Source organism: Nostoc sp., assembly GCF_036917135.1.
Classification (GTDB): domain Bacteria; phylum Cyanobacteriota; class Cyanobacteriia; order Cyanobacteriales; family Nostocaceae; genus Nostoc.
This window is the reverse complement of record NZ_JBALEA010000030.1, coordinates 71572-91058: the sequence shown is the minus strand read 5'-3', so window position 1 is coordinate 91058 and position 19487 is coordinate 71572. Positions and strand designations below refer to the sequence as shown.

Sequence of the window (19487 nt, the reverse complement as noted above, 5' to 3'; positions counted from 1 at the left end):
GTGAGCAATTCATCGCTCAAAGCAAGGATTATCAGGACTAAAGTCCTTACTACAAACTTGAATTTATTTAAGCCTGTTTAATAATTAATCAATTAGAACTAAATTAGCCATGAACTTAATCCAAAGGTTGTTTAATAGCCGATTATGGAGTTTAACTATTAAAGAATTTCGCCAAATATTGAGGAGTAGAGAAACACTAGTATTATTGATAATCCCTCCCACAATCCAAATGCTAATTTATGGATTTTCTCTGAATCCAGATGTGCATTATCTAAAATTAGGAATCGTTGATTATGCTAATACTTATGAAAGCCGAGAGTTAGTTGCTGAATTAACTCAAAATAAAGTCTTTGTCGTGGAAAAATATCTGTTTAACGATCGGGATTTGGGTGAGCAAGTCCGACAGGGAAAAATCACAGCCGGGTTGGTGATTCCCTACGATTTTAACCGCCATTTATCCGAAGATCAGCCAGCCGATATCCAGGTTTTAGTTGATGCAGTAGATGCGAATACTGCTGGAATTGCTCAAGGTTATTTAAGTCAGATGATTTCTCAATTTAATCAACGCTTTTCATCTAATAAAACACCAGCATTAATTAACACTGAAACCACCTTTCTTTATAATCCGGGACTAGTGAGTAGTTGGTTTTTCATTCCAGGGGTTTTGGGAGTAATTTTGACACTAATTAGTTCTTTGGTTTCTTCAGTCACAGTTGTCCGAGAAAAGGATACAGGAACTCTAGAACAACTGTTAATGACTCCTTCTGAAGCTTGGGAAATTTTGTTGGCTAAAATTGTGCCCCTGTTTATTCTGTTAATGGGCGATGTCATCTTAGCTTTGAGTTTGGGAAGATTAGTTTTTGGAGTGCCTTTTCGAGGCAATGCTTTTCTATTTTTAGGACTATCAGGACTTTATTTATTTGTGGGAATTGGCATTGGGATTATGCTGGCAACAGTATGTCGGACTCAGCAACAAGTTGTACTCACATCATTTTTTATTAATTTACCACTGATTCAACTTTCTGGTGCAATTTCACCCGTTGAAAATATGCCTGTCATATTTAAGTATATATCGATACTCAATCCCCTACGTCATTATGTAGCGATCGTCCGGGGAATACTGCTCAAAGGCTCAGGTTTAGATGTACTTTGGTTGAATGCGATCGCACTTTTGGTTTTTGCCATAGTGCTTTTATCTATCAGTATTAACCAATTTCGTCGTCAACTCAGCTAACCTTCATAGATAGCTCAATTGTATCGGCTCAATAAGTAAGGGTAGCAGAGGAAAAGAAGTGAAGCGAGGTAAACACAGTATCATAAAATAGGACAGATAACGCAAAAGTTTAGGGACTTCCAAGAAATAAATTACCCAATCTTGTGGGGTGGGCATCTCGCCCGCCCTTGTATATGGGCGGGCGAGACGCCCACCCCACAATAAGTAGTTGAGTATTTTTTTATTTGGAATATGGCGGGTATTGGGCAGAGTCTTTCCCAGTCTCCAATACCTACTATCTCAAAGATTACTTTCAATCAACTGGCGGTACTCGCTCTTTTGCTTGACGCCTTTGACTTCCTTCACAAGTTCCTTATTTTTGAACAGTTGAACCGTTGGCGTTCCTGTTACACCAGCATTTTCAGCAATATCTCGGTCTTTGTCGATGTCAATTTCCACAAAGTGAATAATGCTTTCAAATTCATCCACCACTTTATTTAAAATTGGCTTCAGGGTATGACAAGGGCCACAACCAGGAGAGACATATTTAACCAGGAGTAAGCGATCGCTTTCATGGAACAATTTCCTTAAAGCGTAACCTCCCACATGGCGCGTTCCATCCAAATTAAATCCAGCTTCTTCCTCGGCTTCAGTCTTCTTAGCTGGCTGATGTTCTAATTCATTAACCGCCGTTTCTGACTGTTGATGGAATTCTTGAATCAACCCACTGGATGACAACCAACGTTCTGCCAACATCGCCGCCATACAGCCAGTACCCGCAGCCGTAATTGCTTGCCGAAACTCATGATCTTGGACATCGCCAGCAGCAAAAATGCCTTCTACACTGGTTTCTACAGTACCGTGTTTGGTGACAACGTAACCTACCTCATCTAGTTCTAATTGCCCCTTAAATAAAGAAGTATTGGGACTGTGACCAACGGCGTAGAATAAACCCTTAGCGTGCAGTTGGCTTTCTTCACCAGTTTGAGTATTGCGGATTTTTACCCCTTCCATGCGATCGCTACCGAAGATATCCACGGCTTCTGTGTTCCAATGCACTTGGATTTTCGGGTTGTTCAAAACCCTGTCTTGCATAGCTTTAGAAGCCCGCATTTTATCGGTGCGTACCAACATATTTACTTTAGAACCATACTTGGTGAGGTAAATTGACTCTTCCGCCGCCGAGTCGCCAGCACCAATTACAGCCAATTCTGCACCGTGAAAAATTGGTGTTGCACCATCGCAAATCGCACAAGCTGAGATACCCCGACTCCAAAATTCATGTTCGCTGGGTAAACCCAAACGCTTTGCGGTTGCACCAGTAGCAATGACGATGCTGTTGGTTTTAATTTCCCTTTCTGGCGATCGCACTGTAAAAGGACGCTGACTCAAGTCAACTGAGATCACATCTTCAGTATATAACTCAGCCCCCCAGCGCTCCGCCTGCGCCTTCATCTGATCCATCAGTTCCGGCCCCGTAATCCCTTGGGGAAACCCTGGAAAGTTCTCAACTTCTGTCGTTGTCATTAATTGCCCACCAGGTAAACCTCCGGCTTGGAAACCCTCAAATACAACGGGTTTCAGGTTAGCGCGTCCGGCATAGATGGCGGCTGTGTACCCTGCTGGGCCAGAACCGATAATTACTAAGTTTTCTACTGTGGGGTTAGTCATACTACTATACAAACTCATAACGACTACGCTTAATATAGCATAATAAATTATGATTGGCTAGGGAAGATGGGAAGCGATGTCTGCGACGGTCACTGAGCCTGTCCTGAGCGTAGCCGAAGTGCGGGCTACGCCTACGCCAAATGCCTACGGTACAACAGGTTCAATACTTGCCAAAGATGCTCTTAATCGCTAAAAGTTTTCTCGCAGATATTTCCTGATAACTTCAACATCTATAACTGTTTCTGGCGCAGGGTTTATCTTGCCGAATATAGAAGAGGACGACTCGGAAAAAAGAAACCTGCGATCGCCTGACGTGTCGTTTGTTCGCGCTGAAGAATTGAAAAAGACCAAGCGCGACTTTGTAGAGTTAGTTCCAGACTTAATGGTTGAGATTAAATCTAAAAGCGACAGAATTAAACCGCTTGAAAAGAAGATTCAGCTATTCTTGCAACTTGAGTCTACAGTCGGTATGTTGATTGACCCTGACAAATTGACGGTAACAGTTTATCGAATAAACCAAACTCCAGTGGTGATGCAGAATGGCGACACCCTCACATTACCAGACTTGCTACCGGGTTGGGAACTGGCTATATCAGAGTTGTGGCCGCCTGAATTTGAATAAGACACATCCACAATTGATATTGAGAATCTAGCCTCTGGTGTTGAGGGGCTTAGTGATGTTTGTGCCATTTGGGATGTAAGGATTCTGGATTGTGTGACTGTATCTCCCCAAACTTTTTTTCTGAAGGTGATAGGAAAGCGATCGCAGGTGGGTAAGTTACATCTAGAACACACAACCACTTCCTACCCCTGGGAAAACACTTATGAAAACGGAATTAAAAGCCAAGTTTCTCCAACACATCCTCGGCAAAAAGAAAGAAAACGAAGGTTTTACACTCATTGAATTATTGGTAGTAATTATCATCATTGGTATTTTGTCTGCGATCGCACTACCTTCTTTCTTGAACCAAGCTAACAAAGCCAAACAGTCAGAAGCTAAAACTTATACAGGCTCGATGAACCGCGCGCAACAAGCTTTTTACTTGGAACAAAATAAATTTGCAGCTCAAGCTGACTTTGGTAGTTTAGGTCTTGGTATTGCAACACAAACCTCAAACTACATCTACAAAATTAACGGTGGTGGTACGGCTAACTCTAGCCAAGTCAGTAACCAAGCATCAACAGTACTTGCGGCTGCACCTCTCAAAACTTATATGGGTAATGTAGGTGTAACAACGCAAGCTTCTACCAGTGAAGCTACCACCATAGCTCTTTTATGTGAAGCTTCACAAGCCAGAGTTAACGGTGGTGTAGATGTAGATAGCACCATTGGCAATAGTTTCAACTCCACTACTAATTCACCGACTTGCGCCACCAACTTTGTCAGTTTAGCTAAGTAGAGTAGATATGTGAGTTAGTAGATCAAAATTACTCACCGACAACACTTGATATAAAACTTAAGTTGTCATAACAACTTTTATTCAGCTAAATTACGTATTTTCCCAAGTGGGTAGATTCTTCTATCCACTTTATTTCAGTTTTGTGATTTATTCACAATTAGATTGCTCATACTTTTTCTAAGAGAATCCAAATGATTACTGATGTATATAATTGGCAAAAACAGGCTGAAGAATACTTCATTGAAGAGAACTATTTGCAAGCAGCAAAGTTATACGAGCAAGCAATAGCGATAGAACCAAATACTATCTCCTATTATTGGCATTTAGGATTACTACTGCTATTGCAAGGGGAAGAAGCAGAGGCTCAAATGACTTGGATGCTGCCAATGACAGAGGCAGATGAAGAACAGTTACCAATTTGGACAAATGAACTAGTTAAAGTTTTAAAAATAGAAGCTGAAAGACGTGAAAGACTGGCGGAATATTCTCTAGCTTGGTTAATTCGTCAGCATATAAGGGAAATTAATCCTAGTTATATAGATAATCTGCTTCAAGTTATTATACTTTATATAAAGTTGGAAAAATTTGAAGAAATTGATGATTTGAATGATTGCGGATTAATTGAAAGCTTAACCGCAAAAGAAGATATAGAAATCAATACCGAATTATTAATCCAAGTTTTAAAAGAACTTTTAACTACTGTTCCCTTACATCCAATTAATCTAAATTTAATAGAAGCTAGTCTTACTTATTTTTCTGATCCTCATCAATGCTTCTCTATACTGCTTCCTGCTGCTATGCAAATTGGTCATAGTTTGCGGCAGCCATTACTAGCAGCATCTCTACTAGAATTACATTTAAAATTGGAGCCAGATAATGTAGAAATTTTGCGCCACTTAGCGACTTTTTATCAAGATAGTCGTAATTATTCTCAAGGAATAGAGACAGCTAGGTTGTGTTATTCCTTATCAGAAGGTTTGGCTGATAAAATTTTTGCCCTCCATTTGCTCTTAAGGGGTCTAATGTCAGCAGGGGGATATTGGCAAGAGATATGTACAACTTGTCAAGAATTGGAAACCGTATTTCAACAGTTTATTCAAGCTGAACGAATTCCTTTAGAAGAAGGAAGAATATTAAGGTTGCTTACGCCATCTTTTGCCATACCTCACATTAAAGATGCTCCTGCTGATTTCCGAGCTATTCATAATAAAGTAGCTGATATTTTTAACTTTTATATTCAAGCTCTCGCCCAATCCGAAGGAAAAAATTATTGCCACAAAATTATCAGTAATCGAAATTTCCCTTCCCCTACTAAGAAATTAAAAATTGGTTATGTATCTTACGCTCTAAGGAATCATTCTGTTGGTTGGCTAGCTCGCTGGTTATTTCAACATCATGATCGAGATAAATTTGATATTCATACTTATTTTGTTAACTACACATTAGTCAATGACTATCTCCAAGAATGGTATCTAAGTCAGGCAGGAAAAGCTCGTCAATTAGGGATGAATGGTCTAGAAATTGCTGATCAAATATATCAAGATGAAATTGATATTTTAATTGACCTTGATAGCATCACTCTAGATACTACTAGTGAAGTGATGGCACTCAAGCCAGCCCCAATTCAAGTTACTTGGCTGGGGTGGGATGCATCAGGCATACCTGCAATTGATTACTTTATCGCAGATCCTTATGTACTGCCAGATGATGCCCAAAATTACTATACAGAAAAAATCTGGCGATTACCCCAAACTTACATAGCAGTAGATGGTTTTGAAGTTGGTGTCCCAACTCTCCGCCGCGATGACTTGGATATTCCTATGGATGCCGTTGTCTATCTCAGCGCCCAAAGAGGATATAAACGCCATCCAGAAACGACAAAATGGCAAATGCAAATTATCAAACAAGTACCTAACAGCTACTTTTTGATTAAAGGACTTTCTGAAGAGGAAACAATTAAACGCTTCTTCTATCAAATTGCCGAAGAAGAAGGTGTAGATTGTTCTCGGTTACGATTTTTACCACAAATTCATTCAGAGGCAGTTCATCGTGCTAATTTAGGTATTGCTGATATTGTATTAGATACATTTCCCTACAACGGAGCGACAACAACCCTAGAAACATTGTGGATGGGTATACCCTTGGTGACACGAGTCGGCGAACAGTTTGCAGCGCGTAACAGCTACACCATGATGATGAATGCAGGTATCACAGAAGGCATTGCCTGGACAGATGATGAGTATGTAGAGTGGGGTGTGCGTTTGGGGAAAGATGAGGCTTTACGTCAGCAGGTGGCTTTGAAACTGAAAGCATCGCGGCAAACAGCCCCGTTGTGGAATGGCAAGCAATTTACCCGTGAGATGGAGAAGGCTTACGAGCAGATGTGGCAGAAGTATATTGAGGCAAAATAAGCGGTTAGAAACCACGTCTACACAGGCAAAACCCACCTCCGTGGGTTAAGAATCCTTGATTTCGTATTAGTCCACGGAGGTGGACTTTGTTTGTGTAGACGCGTTCGCCCTACAGCCCTTTGGGCATCTACGGCAGGCGTGCCGGAGGCATCATTCTATTCGCCCTGGCTCTATGTTGACATGCTCCCAGTGCTGTGCCCCTACCGCGTGGTCTATTTACCTGAAAATTGCTGTAAGAGGTAATATAAAAACAAGAAATACTATTGTAGATATTTATGTCTGCTAAAGATGTCTTTCATGAAGTTGTCAAAAAAGCTTTGCAGAAGGATGGTTGGCAGATTACTCATGACCCGCTCTCAATTAGCGTGGGTGGTGTGAATGTCTCTATTGATTTAGCGGCTGAAAAACTCATTGCGGCAGAACGGGAAGGAGAAAAAATTGCTGTTGAAGTTAAAAGTTTTTTGGAGAAATCATCTGCAATCTCAGAATTTCATACAGCATTGGGACAGTTTATCAACTATAGAGGCGCATTAAGGCGACGACAGCCAGAGCGTATTTTGTATTTAGCAGTACCTTTGACAACTTATAAAACATTTTTTCAACTTGATTTCCCCCAAGCCATGATTGGAGAGAATCAAGTCAAAATGATTATTTATGATGTAGAGCAAGAGGTTATTTTCAAATGGATAAACTAGCCCACTATCGCCAGATTGTACAGCAGATATTACAGGAATATAGTGAGCAAAAACCCTCTGATGGTAATATAGACGTTGAGAATATTTTTGATATAGAACGTGACCATTACCAGGTAGTCCATGTAGGCTGGGAAGGTCAAGATTGGGTACATAGCTGCATCATCCATATTGATATTAAGGGTGAAAAAATTTGGCTTCAGTGGAATGGTACAGAAGATGATATTGCAGCAAATTTAGTTACTATGGGAGTTCCCAAAGAGGACATTGTGTTAGGGTTTCAGTCTCCTTTCATGAGGAAGTTTACAGAATATGCAGTGGGTTAGAGAGGCGTCATCTCTAATTTAGATGCGCTCAAGCTATCTACATCGCAGGATGGAAGTTTTTCTGCTTTCGCTTGTGCGATCGCAGATTGATTATCTGTTGCTAAAGCAATTCGAGTATTAATTCTAGGCAAAAGAGTTTTCCATTGTGTATGACTCATTTTCCCTAGCAGAGAAATTTCTGGCCCCTCAGTTATATCTACATCATCTTCCATAAGCAAATTCATGGTCAAAGACGATAAAAGCATATCGGCTTCTTCGTCAGAAATATTGTAAGTATCTATCAGGAGAGTTAAGCGACTTTTATCTGGGTGAGTAGTGAGAGTAGAAATGACACTTGCTAAATCTTGATATAGTAGTTCTTCTGGCTGTGACCAGTCTGGGAAAATAACTAGGCTAATGTCTCCTAAGCGGAAATTTTGACTCAGAGTATCTGCAAGATATTTACTAAATAGTTCTTGAAAGAGGCTACCTATCTTCGTTGAGTAAGAGCGACTATCTAGAAAACTAGGATTACCTTGCATTTTTTCTTTGATTTGGACGCTCTTTTGTTGGCGTAATTCAGGATTATTGCCAAGTGCGATCGCTAACTGTATATAAGAATCTTCACTATCCGCAACTAAGTCAGGTACATCTAATGCTTGCACCATTGCAGCCCCCATTGCAGAGCGAAAACTAGTTCCCCGTCTAGCAATTACTGGTAAATTAACCTGTAGTGGTTCTATCAAAGAAGTTGTTCCAGCAAATGGAAAAGAATCTAGATAAACATCGGCAATTTTGAAGTATTCTTTAACTTCTTCACGGTTTGGCACTGGCTGAGGATCTAAGACTATCAGTTGCTTTGCTGGTATTCCATACTTTGAAAATACTTTATTTAAGTGATTAACAAAAGCTTTTTTAGGATAACTATTTGACCAATTCGGGCCAAATGGCAGAAGCACTAAAACCGAACTGGGAACTTCAGAAATGATTTTTGCCCACGTATTAATTAGTTCAGGAATGATTTTAAAGAAGTTAGCACCAGAGATAAAAATAACTGTTTCTTCAGATATACCCAAACTTTCTCGATCAACTTTGACAGTTACATTTTCTTCTGCATTACCATAACTAAAGCAATGAGCAGTTCCTTCCAGTTTCACCAACTTTTCTTGATATTGCTGTTGTGCCGTTGCCGATGGATCGGTTAGCGTACCAGAAATGTAATAATCTATATGCCGCATTCCGGTTGTTACCACAGAGCCACCACTTGTGACTTGTATTCTAGCTAACCGATGCATTGATAAGAAGCAGATTTGATTGGTTACTGCCGTCACATTGGTAGCAATGAATAATATATCAAGATCATCAGCACGAATAATATTTACCTGTTCTGTTAAATCTTGTGGTAGTAGTCTAAAAGAGTTTGCACAGCTTTGGCAATATTGCTCTAGTTGATGACCAGTTTGATTAAGAGAGTACAAAATTACTTCAAAATCTCTAGTGATATACTCATAAATAGGAAGATAAGCAAATGTTTCAGAACCAGGTAGAAAATGTGCTGCTAGGACACCCAAGCGAATTTTTTTTCTACTTATAAGTCTATCAGCAAAGTCGTAATCAACCTCATAACCCTTAAGTTTTAGCAAAAAGTCTATAATTTCTCCACGTTTAATATAGATATCTTTAAGATTATGCTCATTAAAATATAGTGGAATAAAATTAGCAATTGACACAAAATTACTAACTATTTCATCCCACAACTGAGAATCAGGATTTTGTAATATCGATGTGTGTAAATAATCAATCGATCCCCGCATATAATAATAGTAATTATCTGCGTCACCGGGTTCTTGAAAGTGGACTGGGGAAGAAAATAGGAATTGTAAATAGTCCTTAATTAACCAACTGGGTATGCGAGATAGGTCATGCTGTAATGGTAACTGGTCAGCACGGTAATACAGCATAGCTGCTAGTAAATGTTGAATTGCTTTTGGCTGATTAAAACCTTGAGATATACTTTTAACGATATCATTAACAAAAATCTGTTCTTCATCAGTCAGACTTTCATATTTGATGCTACTATTCACTAACATCTTATGTGTTTTACCTAGCAGACCCACATACATATCTGTTATCTGCTCATCTGAAATGTTCAGACATTCTTCTGCTATTTGTTTTCGCAACTGATGCAATTCTGCATTTTGTTCGCTCAAAGCTGCGTATCTATAAAGAGCTTGTTGCCTGGTTGCTTCAGGATATCGTGTATCGCTGTAAATTGTCTGAAACAGTTTTTGGTAATCTAATAAAATAGCATCCTTTAAAGCAGTATTTCGACGAGTTTGTTGTTGTGGGTGGATTCTAAAGTGAGATAAAACTTCGTCAACAAAACCAACTTTATATTGGCTCATAATTCTGAGCCACATTTCCAAATCTACGAGTTGACAAAACTCAGGATTAAATAATCCTACTTTTTCAAAAACGTCTTTTCTAATGAGGACTGTGCTTGGCTCTCCAATTTTATTAATTGGATTGTCAAGTATATTTGGATCTAGCAAAAGTTGCTGTCCTGATTGAATTGGCTTTAATGTTGACCAAGCTTTGTGTACATCTTTAGCTTCATGATGCATTAAAAATTTTGAATCATAAACGGTATCGCCAGTATTAGTGAAGAGTGTTCGTGGCGAAAAAACCAAACCTATCTCTTCATCTTCTTCAGCCAAATTAACCATTTCTTCAATAGCAGTTGGCTCTAGTAAATCATCTTGAAATAAAAATTTTATATATTTACCTTTGGCTTGAGAAATACAAAAGTTCCAATTTTGAGCTAGTCCATATTGGCTATGCTCAAGAATTGAAAAATCAGAAGATAATTTTTGGTTAAATGATTCAGCAATCTCAAGTGTTCTATCAGTAGAATTGTCATCAGATAAGATAATTTCTATATTTGGATAGGTTTGGCATAAAACACTATTAATAGCTTCTGCAATAAATGCTTCACCATTGTAAGTAGGAATACAAATACTAACTAGATGTGTTGAATTATGCTGTATTCGCTTAGGTTTTGTTTGAGTACTATCTTGAGATTGACTAGTTATAAATACGTCTTTAACTTGTAAAATATTCTTATTTCTAGGTGATATATCCAATTCTAAATTGGCCGAAAATATCTTAGTCATATCATTTATAAAACGATGGACAGATTCTTTACCATATTTAATCTGGATTTCTTGTTGATATCGTAATTCCTGCAATGTATTTCGCGCATATTCTACTTCTTCTAGTCCATAAGCAATTCCCTTTAGTTCGCATTCACCAGATTCTTCTAAAATTACTGAAGTAGATAAACTTTTAAACCATTCCTCTTTTGTAGTTCCTGCAATCGGCACTATGATAGGAATACATCCACATAAAGCTGCCATTGCACAAATATATGAATATGGATCATAAGAAATGAGATATTCTTTTCTATTAAATATCTCAATCAGAATTTCTTGAGATAAATTATCATCCAAAAAGAGAGAATCGGATGGATGAATATATTTTAAGGACTTGTGAAATTTATGACCTTTTCTGATAATATGACAATATCCATCTCTTAATTTGCCATGATCTTTTAATGCTGGACTTGTGTATAGAGGGCAAATAAGATTATAATCCTTTACATCTTTTCGAGAATTATATGTACCGTAATGATAAACAAAATCGTACTTTCCCCAAGTAGTATATATATCAGAAGGACAATGAATACCAATTTCGCAAAGAATCCATCTAACTACATACTTTGCCTTTAAAGGATTGCCAACTATAATTTCTGGATATACAACAACTGTATTTTCATTGACATCGCCTTCTGTTGCATATTTCTCAAATATAATATTAGGTAAATTTAGCCCATTCATATCAAATATTTTACATGAAAATCCAGCTTCATCAATAATTCTAGCGAGATTATAAAGAGCAATAGCTCCACCAATATGAGCTTGAAATGGCAGAGAAAATATCACAAAATTTAATTTATCTTTTCTAGTGTTCTGATTCATGACATTAGTTTCTATAGATTTATTTACGGAAAAATATTTTTAGCTTCCATGATGGCAATCCTAATAATTTGAGCTATTATTCTAATTTGCTCTTTATTACTTGAACTTCCTGTAGGCAAGAGTAAAACTTTATCAGATAATCTTTCAGTTTCAGTTAGTAGCAATCTTGCATAGGGGAAATACGAATTATAAGGTTCCATACGATGACAACCAGGATAAAAATAGCGCCGAGCTATCACATTCTCAGCATGAAGTATTTGGAGCAATTTGTCTCTGCTTATTTGAGTTTCAGATTCTTCAATCTCTAAAACGATATATTGATAGTTACATTTTTCATTTTCGTTATATTTCAGTAAATAAATACCTGGAATATCAGCAAGCTCTTGTTGATACCATTTGTAGTTACGATAATTAATTTCAATGAAGTTATCAATACTTTCTAAAGAAGTTAATCCCATTGCTGCTGATACTTCAGTCATCTTGCCATTTGTACCAATATAGATAACTTTATCCATACCAGCAAAACCAAAATTTGTCATCAAGCGAATTTTTTCTGCTAGTTCATCACTGTTTGTAACAATTGCCCCACCTTCAAATGTATTCAAAAACTTAGTAGCGTGGAAGCTAAAAACTTCGGCATCTCCAAAAGTACCAATCATACGTCCTTGATGTGAACAGCCGAAAGCATGAGCCGCATCAAACATTAATTTTAAATTATAAGTATGAGCGATTTCACTTAAAGCTTCCACATTGCAAGGACGACCCCACAAATGAACACCAAGAATACCAGTGGTGTGCGGGGTAATGCTTTGAACTATTTTGTTTGGATCTATATTATGGGTTTGAGGATCAATATCACAAAAAACAGGTGTAATTTCTTGCCATTGTAGGGCGTGTGGAGTAGCAATAAAGGTGAAAGAAGGGACAATAACTTCACCTTTTAACCCGACAGCGCGAATGGCTATTTCTAATGCCACTGTTGCATTACAAGTAGCAATACAATGCTTTACTCCGACAAACTCAGCAATGCTTTGCTCAAATTCCTGTACATAGATACCATTATTAGTTAGCCATTTTCTATCTAATATGTCATTGATACGAGCTAATAAGTGTTCGCGGTTTCCAATATTGGGACGGCCAACATATAATTTTTCAGGGAATGTTGGTGTTCCGCCAAATAATGCTAATTCATTTAAGTGTTGTTTTATCTGAAGCATCTTTTTCTCTCATGCTTTGGGTAAATTTGTAGGAATGATAAACAAAATAATCAATGATAATTTTTTAATTTAAGTTTTTTGTATTTAAAAGGTCGTAATATATGAGATATTATAATTGCTAATATTAATCTTTAACTTAAATATTACTTATTTAATAGCATTGATCCACCAAAAGATACGATGGAAATATATGTTACAACTCTTTTCCGTCGTTCAACCTGCTTACTGGGCTTGACTAAATAATCATTCCCTGCACTTGCCATATTACAAAAATTGTTGCTTTAAAACTTCAGCAACCCTCCTAGTCATTAGGCTACCCATAACTCTGCAAAAACTATCATTTAAATATAGCTAATCACTGAATTTTGTTTGCGCTTAATCATTTGTTCATTACTCCCCAGTAATTCCCGAACCCCTCTTTGAAATAAAATCCCTCTGTTTCAGTTAATAAATTTTTAATAACAGACATTTGAATATTATCTATTTCTCGAAACCAAAACCATAATCGAGAAGGAACATGATATATGGAAGCTTTATAATTCCATATTAAATTACTCGGAATAAATGCTTTTATTCATTTTTTTGCAAGATAGTTTTTGCTGGAACACCAAACACAGTCACTCCCGATTTTACAGACCTTAAAACAACACTACCTGCTCCAATAGTTGCAAAATCACCTATTTTTGTTTTTGGTAGTAAGTTAGCACTACTACCAATAAAAACACCTCTTCCAAGCTCAACATAACCTCCTAAATCAACATGACTACTCAAAGTACACCCATCATCAATTTTACTGTCATGACCTATACCACTTCTGGTGTTAACTGTCACAAAGTTACCAACACTTGTGTCACAAGAGACACTAGAAAATGGACAAAAGACACATCCTCTACCGATATTGGCATTTTTAGCTACTATCACTGTTGGATGGATTAAGGTTATAAACTTTGCACCACGTTCCTCAAGCTTTTTTGCTAAATCTAGTTTGTTACGAGTATCTGCTATGGCCATTACTAGTAAATCTTCGTTACTAGGAATGTAATCTTGTATACCCCCTACAATCGGTATGTCATAATCATAATTATCTAAGGCATTTAAATCATCACAAAGGAATCCAGCTACAGACCATTCCGACTGATGTTTAGAGACATCTGAAGCCCATAAAAGAACTTCTCGTCCAAATCCACCAGCACCAACTATGAGTAGACGTTTCATTTTTTTAATCCAACTTTTTGTTCATTAGAGAAATATATGCTTTTTGAAATTCTTGTATTCGCTTTTCTCGAATACTAAGAATTCCATATTTCTCACTCTCAGAAATTCCTAGTTGAACCTGTTCACATATTACCCAATCTTCACTAAGAACTTTATTATTAAACTCTCTAATTGACTTAGATAAAACTTCAATTATTGCCTGTTGCGATCTAGAAGCCTCATTAGTATTGTTATCCAATTTACTTAAAAATAAGTGGCTTTTGAACTTAGTTTCATTAGGGCTGGTAGCATAAACTGATTGAATACTAAATGATAGTCCCTGTGTCGTTGCTAACATTAAGTTAGGAAAAAGTAAATAATGGTAATATTTATCTAATTTATAAGGTCTGTTTGAAAAAATAGACTCTAGTGTTTCCATTTTTTTACTCTGATTCTTATGAACTAGAGTTCCTATAGAATGAAGATTTGAGAAAGAATAATTGCATTCAGGTATAAAAAGCTTACCTAAACTTTGTGGATGAATTTGTTTAACATGATAGTCTTCTAATGAGTTTTCTACTACAACCTTCCAATTAGCTTTAATACTTACTTCGTAACAGTCATTTTTTTGACCAAATGCTTTTGAAATATTTTCTAAAGTATTAAAAATTTCTTCTTGCAAATATTCTCTGAGTGTTTTTTTGTCATCGTACCTCTTTACAAAAACTAGAGAGCCGCATATCTCTACTAACCATTGCTCAAGTCTCAATAATTGAAGAGCAGAATCATCTAGATCACTAAACTCAGACTTACATGGAATAGCTACAGGAATGCCATGACTATCGTAAACCCACCCATGATATGGACATTTGAGAGGTTCATTTCCATGACTAGATTGGCGAATACGACTCAATCGGTGGGAGCAAACATTATGAAATGCTTTCAACTCACCATGAAAGTTTTGAATTATGACCGACTTACCACCTACTTCTGTACAAATATAGTCATTATGGTTTTTTAAATCTAAAGTGAATCCGACAAACTGCCAAAGACTATGAAAAATGTTAGTCTGCTCTTGTTTAAAAATATCCTTACTTCTGTAGAAAGAAGGATGTATATAAGATTGCATACTTTTTTATCACTATATAACTGTTCTACTAGCGCACCATATACCCACCGTCAATTACTAAGTTTGTCCCAGTAATCCATCGTGAGGCATCAGAGAGTAAAAATAGGACTGTATTTGCTACATCTTCAGGCTTTCCAAATCCTAGTAAATGTCTATCTTGAAGTTCCAAAATTGCTGCTGTAGCACTGATTGCTCTCCACTCAGCGATCATTTCTGTTTCTATTGCTCCAGCCAAAATGGAATTAGCCCGAATTTTACGCGGTGCTAACTCACAAGCAAGTGAGCGAACCATACCATCGATTCCTGACTTGACGGCAGAGTAAGCAGTCATACCTAGCTGACCTCTAGAACCGATGACAGAAGACATAAACACAATTGATCCACCATCAGTTATTACACCTTTGGAAGATGAAGCACGAGCGATACCAAATGCTGCAAACAAACTACTCTGAAGGAGACTTTCTAAATGAGATTGTTTGATCATTCTTGCTGGTAGAACTAATCCTAATCCTGCTGAATGAAATATGCCCGATAGCGAACCGTATTTTACAGCAATAGACTTCACCCAATCAGCCACCTCATCAGCATTAGACAACTCAAAAGGCAAAGCTACATGATTAGTTCCTTTCATAGCTTCAATACAAGCTGCCAACCTAGATTCGTTGCGACCAGAAACCAACACTTGCCCACCACATTCAGCAATCATGATCGCCGCTACTTTTCCAAGACCAGATGAAGCTCCTGTAACCAGAAAAACTTTTCCTTTTAGTGCATCGGTAGCAAATATACTCATAGCTGAAAGTCAATCATCTCAACAACATCAAGTGGACCAACGGTAAGTACAGTAGAACCCCAAGAATAACCTACACCGAAAGCAAACATTGCCAAACGGATAGATTTTTCTTGTAATAATGAACCGAGATTATCAGTCATGAGTAATGGGATAGAGGCACTACTGGTGTTCCCGAATTTATTTATGTTGATGGGAATCCGATCCATTGGCAATTTTGTCTTTTTAATCAAGTGTTTGAGCATAAATAAATTAGCCTGATGAAACAGAAAGGTATCAAAATCTTCTGCTTTCTGTCCTGAAAATTCAAACGTCGATGATATCAAGGGAGGAACTACTTGCATAGTAAAGGTAAATATTTCAGTACCATCCATGTAAAGACAACTTGGGTCTTTACCTTCTAGTCTTGGATCGTTTGTAAGAGAATAATCTTTAGATGCACCACGAGGAATAATTAAGTTGTGAGATCCCTTTCCATCAGTGCCAAGTATAAAAAAAGCCTCATTTGAAGAATTCTCAGAATACTCTAACGCAGTAACAGTTGCCGCATCTCCAAATAGCATGGCAGTAGACCGATCAGAGGGATTTATGCACTTACTGCTGGTGTCACCAACTGCCAGAAGAACACGTTTAGCAGCCCCTGTTTGAATCATATTTAAGCCCAGCCATAAAGCATAGGGATAAGCTGAACAGCCAAGATTAATATCAAAGGCTAAACACGAAGGCTGAAGTTCAAGACGACCATGAAGTGAACAAGCAGTGGCAGGTAGACGATAATCTGGTGTTTGAGATACGAAGATCAAAGCATCAATAGATTCTCTTTGCCAGTCTAAACCGCTTAAAAGACGTTCTGCTGCTTGGTAACAAAGGTCTGCTGTTGAAACTCCTTCATCTACCCAACGTCGATTCTCAACACCAATCATCTTAACTACTTCTTTAACAGTATCTGCACCAAACTGTTCTGCAAAATAGTCATTAGAAATTTGACGAGTTGGCAGACAAGCTACCACTCCAGCTATACGACCCCCTTTTGTTCTAAGTTGCTTGCCAACTGGTGTGTTGATGACACTCATATAGAAATTATCCTTTTTGCTTTTGGGAGATGAGTTTTTCAATATCTCCCACTGTCTGAGAAGCGGCAAGAGAGTCTCCATTCAGCATCACATTAAAGCAGTCATCGACTAACGCAATTGTAGAAATAAATGCAAGTGAATCCCAGTCCATTCGAGTTAGGTCAAGACTTGGAGAAACTTCGTTGACATCGATCTCAAGTATTTCGGCTAGACCTTCGTAAAAAGCTTGCATAATTAACTCCTAAAAATCAAAATTTAACTACCGTTGCAGCCCAAGAATACCCAACTCCAAACCCTAATAGCAATAATCTATTTCCTCGTTTTAAACAAGATTTATTAAGCATTGACTCCAGGGTAAGGGGTATGCTCGATGATACTGTATTTCCGCACGTTTCTACAAAGATTGGAAACTTTTCTTCAGGTAAATTGAGCTTTTTTCGTAAAGCATCAAGGATAAACTGATTAGCCTGATGCAAAACAATATAGTCCAAATCATCTAAGGCTCTACCGCATTTTTTTAGCAAATCATTTATCGCTTTTGGCACTGAAGAAAGTGTAAATGCTATCACTTCAGAACCATTCATATATAGATTGTCTTGTGACCTCACATTACCAGAATCATCAACTTCTTCCTTTGCCGTATCTTCAGATCGTGCAGAACGGAAACCACCTGTTTTTACGATTATGTTATTGGCTCCATTGCCATCAGTTCCAAATACGAAAGGTCCGATAAATTCTTCATCTGTTTCGTCCGATGCTTCAATTAAGGTGGCTGTTGCCCCGTCGCCAAATAAGGTGCGTACACTCTTATCCATAGGATGAATGAATTTTGAGTAGGTATCTGCCGTCAGGAAAAGAACTCTACGAGCAGATCCGGTTTCGATGAGTCCTTTTGCAACAGATAAGCCATAAACAAAACCAGAACAGCCAAGGTTAATATCAAAGGCTCCGGCACTGTTAGGAATTCCCAGACGATATTGGAGTAAACAGGCGGTGGTAGGTAAAAAGTAATCTGGTGTTTGAGTACAGAGAATAATAAAGTCGATATCCCCAGGAGTAACAGTATTTTTTTCAAATAAATTACGGGCTGCCTTAAAAGCCAAGTCAGCAGCAGTTTCATCATCTACCGCAATACGTCTTTCAATAATTCCTGTTTTTTGATAAATCTTTTCAGAAGACCAACCTGGATAAATTTTGGTTAAATCATCATTATGTAAAACTTGTTTGGGCAGATATGATGCAATATCAACTATTCGAGAGCGAGACATATTTTTATTAGAGAAATATCGAATTAACGATTATTCATGGACAAGTCGAGAGTTTAAATAATTTCATCTTAGTGTTAAGGCGAACTAATTAACCACTTAGCGATCGCCATTTACCTGTCCATTCCCCTCTTGCTTCTTCACTTGCTCCAACACAGTCTTATAATCCTGCCGATCAGGGTGCAACTTCACCAGCTTCTCCAAAAGTGCGATCGCACCCTTAGCATCCTTCAATTGCAACCGCAGCACAGACAGTTTCTCTAAAGCAAGTTGGTTTTCTGGTTCCCGTTGTAAAACCAGTTCGTAGCCCCGCGCCTGTTGCTGTAATCCTGACTCAGCAGAAGGAGATGCAATTGCTGGCTTAGGTTGATTAGCCTGTTGGATTGCTGGAATAACTGCAAATACCGTAGAACCAAAAAACGAGAACATCGACACGATCATGACAATCTTTTGCCGCCGCTCAATCTGCTTTTTGCGGGAAATTAGGTATTCTTCGTCTGAACCAGCCATACCTCACATACTTGCTGAGGTAAATACTTAGGTATCAGCAAGCCTCCTGCTCTGAGGTTACCCACTTGCAAATAGAAACTAACATCTTCGCTAAAAATTTTTTACACAAACTTCAAATGCTGACTCTGAATACGAGAGAAGTTTATGCTAAACGATGCTGCACCGAGAATTTTGCTATGCGTAGTTTACCAACCTAGGCATCGCTCCTATACTTCAAGGCAAAACCCTCTCCTGCAACTAAACAGGGCAACCCTTTAGGTCTTAGTTCTTTGAGCAAAATAACGCCGTGTGCAACTTTCTCTCAAACCTAACCCCCAACCCCTTCCCTACTAGCGTTGGGGAGTAAGAATCAAAGCCTCTCTCCCTGTGGGCTATGCGTTACCCACATCTTTCTTTACAATCTTGAAACCCATGTTCTATAACCGTTTTAGACACTGGCAATTTAGGCATACTTGACAAATTCGCTTTTATTCTTCTCGCTAAAACTGCGTTTTTATTGAGAATGAACAACGAAGGAATCAGGGTTATAAAAACCTGAGTCAATACTATCGCAAATGTTAAGAAAGATCCGGGTAATGGA

15 protein-coding genes and 1 pseudogene are annotated in these 19487 nt (G+C 38.0%); 6 read left to right on the top strand and 10 right to left on the bottom strand.

Annotation, left to right across the window (positions count from 1 at the left end; all coding sequences use genetic code 11):
* The first annotated feature begins 109 nt into the window (after positions 1-109).
* On the top strand, positions 110-1234 hold the full coding sequence (locus tag V7K50_RS08370; RefSeq protein ID WP_334958991.1) for an ABC transporter permease: 1125 nt from the start codon (positions 110-112) through the stop codon (positions 1232-1234).
* A 279-nt stretch (positions 1235-1513) separates the two neighbouring features.
* On the opposite strand, the gene trxB is transcribed toward V7K50_RS08370, so the two are convergent.
* Positions 1514-2884, bottom strand: coding sequence for a thioredoxin-disulfide reductase (gene trxB, locus V7K50_RS08365; protein ID WP_334958989.1), 1371 nt, complete (start codon positions 2882-2884; stop codon positions 1514-1516).
* Positions 2885-3116: 232 nt separating this feature from the next.
* Here trxB and V7K50_RS08360 point away from each other — a divergent pair.
* The 5 genes and pseudogenes from V7K50_RS08360 to V7K50_RS08340 form a co-directional block, all read left to right on the top strand.
* Positions 3117-3506: pseudogene (locus V7K50_RS08360) on the top strand (Uma2 family endonuclease); the annotation flags it as partial.
* 202 nt (positions 3507-3708) lie between these two features.
* Positions 3709-4284, top strand: a complete 576-nt coding sequence (locus V7K50_RS08355; RefSeq protein ID WP_334958987.1) for a type IV pilin-like G/H family protein — start codon at positions 3709-3711, stop codon at positions 4282-4284.
* A 191-nt stretch (positions 4285-4475) separates the two neighbouring features.
* Complete coding sequence (locus tag V7K50_RS08350) at positions 4476-6695, top strand: O-linked N-acetylglucosamine transferase, SPINDLY family protein (protein WP_334958985.1); 2220 nt, start codon at positions 4476-4478, stop codon at positions 6693-6695.
* Positions 6696-6970: 275 nt separating this feature from the next.
* A complete protein-coding gene (locus tag V7K50_RS08345; protein ID WP_334958983.1) occupies positions 6971-7390 on the top strand; it encodes a XisH family protein in 420 nt (139 codons plus the stop codon).
* Positions 7378-7713, top strand: a complete 336-nt coding sequence (locus V7K50_RS08340) for a XisI protein (protein WP_334958981.1) — start codon at positions 7378-7380, stop codon at positions 7711-7713. The genes V7K50_RS08345 and V7K50_RS08340 overlap by 13 nt, the downstream gene beginning before the upstream one ends.
* On the opposite strand, the gene V7K50_RS08335 is transcribed toward V7K50_RS08340, so the two are convergent.
* The 9 genes from V7K50_RS08335 to V7K50_RS08295 form a co-directional block, all read right to left on the bottom strand.
* Positions 7710-11729, bottom strand: coding sequence for a glycosyltransferase (locus tag V7K50_RS08335; protein WP_334958979.1), 4020 nt, complete (start codon positions 11727-11729; stop codon positions 7710-7712). The two genes, V7K50_RS08340 and V7K50_RS08335, sit on opposite strands and share 4 nt — an antisense overlap.
* A gap of 23 nt (positions 11730-11752) precedes the next feature.
* Positions 11753-12946 carry a DegT/DnrJ/EryC1/StrS family aminotransferase gene (locus V7K50_RS08330; RefSeq protein ID WP_334958977.1) on the bottom strand — a complete coding sequence of 398 codons (1194 nt, stop codon included), beginning with the start codon at positions 12944-12946 and terminating at the stop codon, positions 11753-11755.
* 570 nt (positions 12947-13516) lie between these two features.
* Positions 13517-14161, bottom strand: a complete 645-nt coding sequence (locus tag V7K50_RS08325; RefSeq protein ID WP_334958975.1) for an acetyltransferase — start codon at positions 14159-14161, stop codon at positions 13517-13519.
* A gap of 4 nt (positions 14162-14165) precedes the next feature.
* Positions 14166-15269: an aromatic ring-hydroxylating oxygenase subunit alpha gene (locus tag V7K50_RS08320; RefSeq protein ID WP_334958974.1), complete on the bottom strand. Its 1104-nt coding sequence runs from the start codon at positions 15267-15269 to the stop codon at positions 14166-14168.
* A 28-nt stretch (positions 15270-15297) separates the two neighbouring features.
* Positions 15298-16062 carry an SDR family NAD(P)-dependent oxidoreductase gene (locus V7K50_RS08315; protein ID WP_334958972.1) on the bottom strand — a complete coding sequence of 255 codons (765 nt, stop codon included), beginning with the start codon at positions 16060-16062 and terminating at the stop codon, positions 15298-15300.
* Positions 16059-17132, bottom strand: a complete 1074-nt coding sequence (locus V7K50_RS08310; protein ID WP_334958970.1) for a ketoacyl-ACP synthase III — start codon at positions 17130-17132, stop codon at positions 16059-16061. The genes V7K50_RS08315 and V7K50_RS08310 overlap by 4 nt, the downstream gene beginning before the upstream one ends.
* Positions 17133-17139: 7 nt before the next feature.
* Positions 17140-17364 carry an acyl carrier protein gene (locus tag V7K50_RS08305; protein WP_334958968.1) on the bottom strand — a complete coding sequence of 75 codons (225 nt, stop codon included), beginning with the start codon at positions 17362-17364 and terminating at the stop codon, positions 17140-17142.
* A gap of 16 nt (positions 17365-17380) precedes the next feature.
* A complete protein-coding gene (locus V7K50_RS08300; RefSeq protein ID WP_334958966.1) occupies positions 17381-18400 on the bottom strand; it encodes a ketoacyl-ACP synthase III in 1020 nt (339 codons plus the stop codon).
* A gap of 96 nt (positions 18401-18496) precedes the next feature.
* Positions 18497-18907, bottom strand: coding sequence for a tetratricopeptide repeat protein (locus tag V7K50_RS08295; protein ID WP_334958964.1), 411 nt, complete (start codon positions 18905-18907; stop codon positions 18497-18499).
* Positions 18908-19487 lie beyond the last annotated feature (580 nt).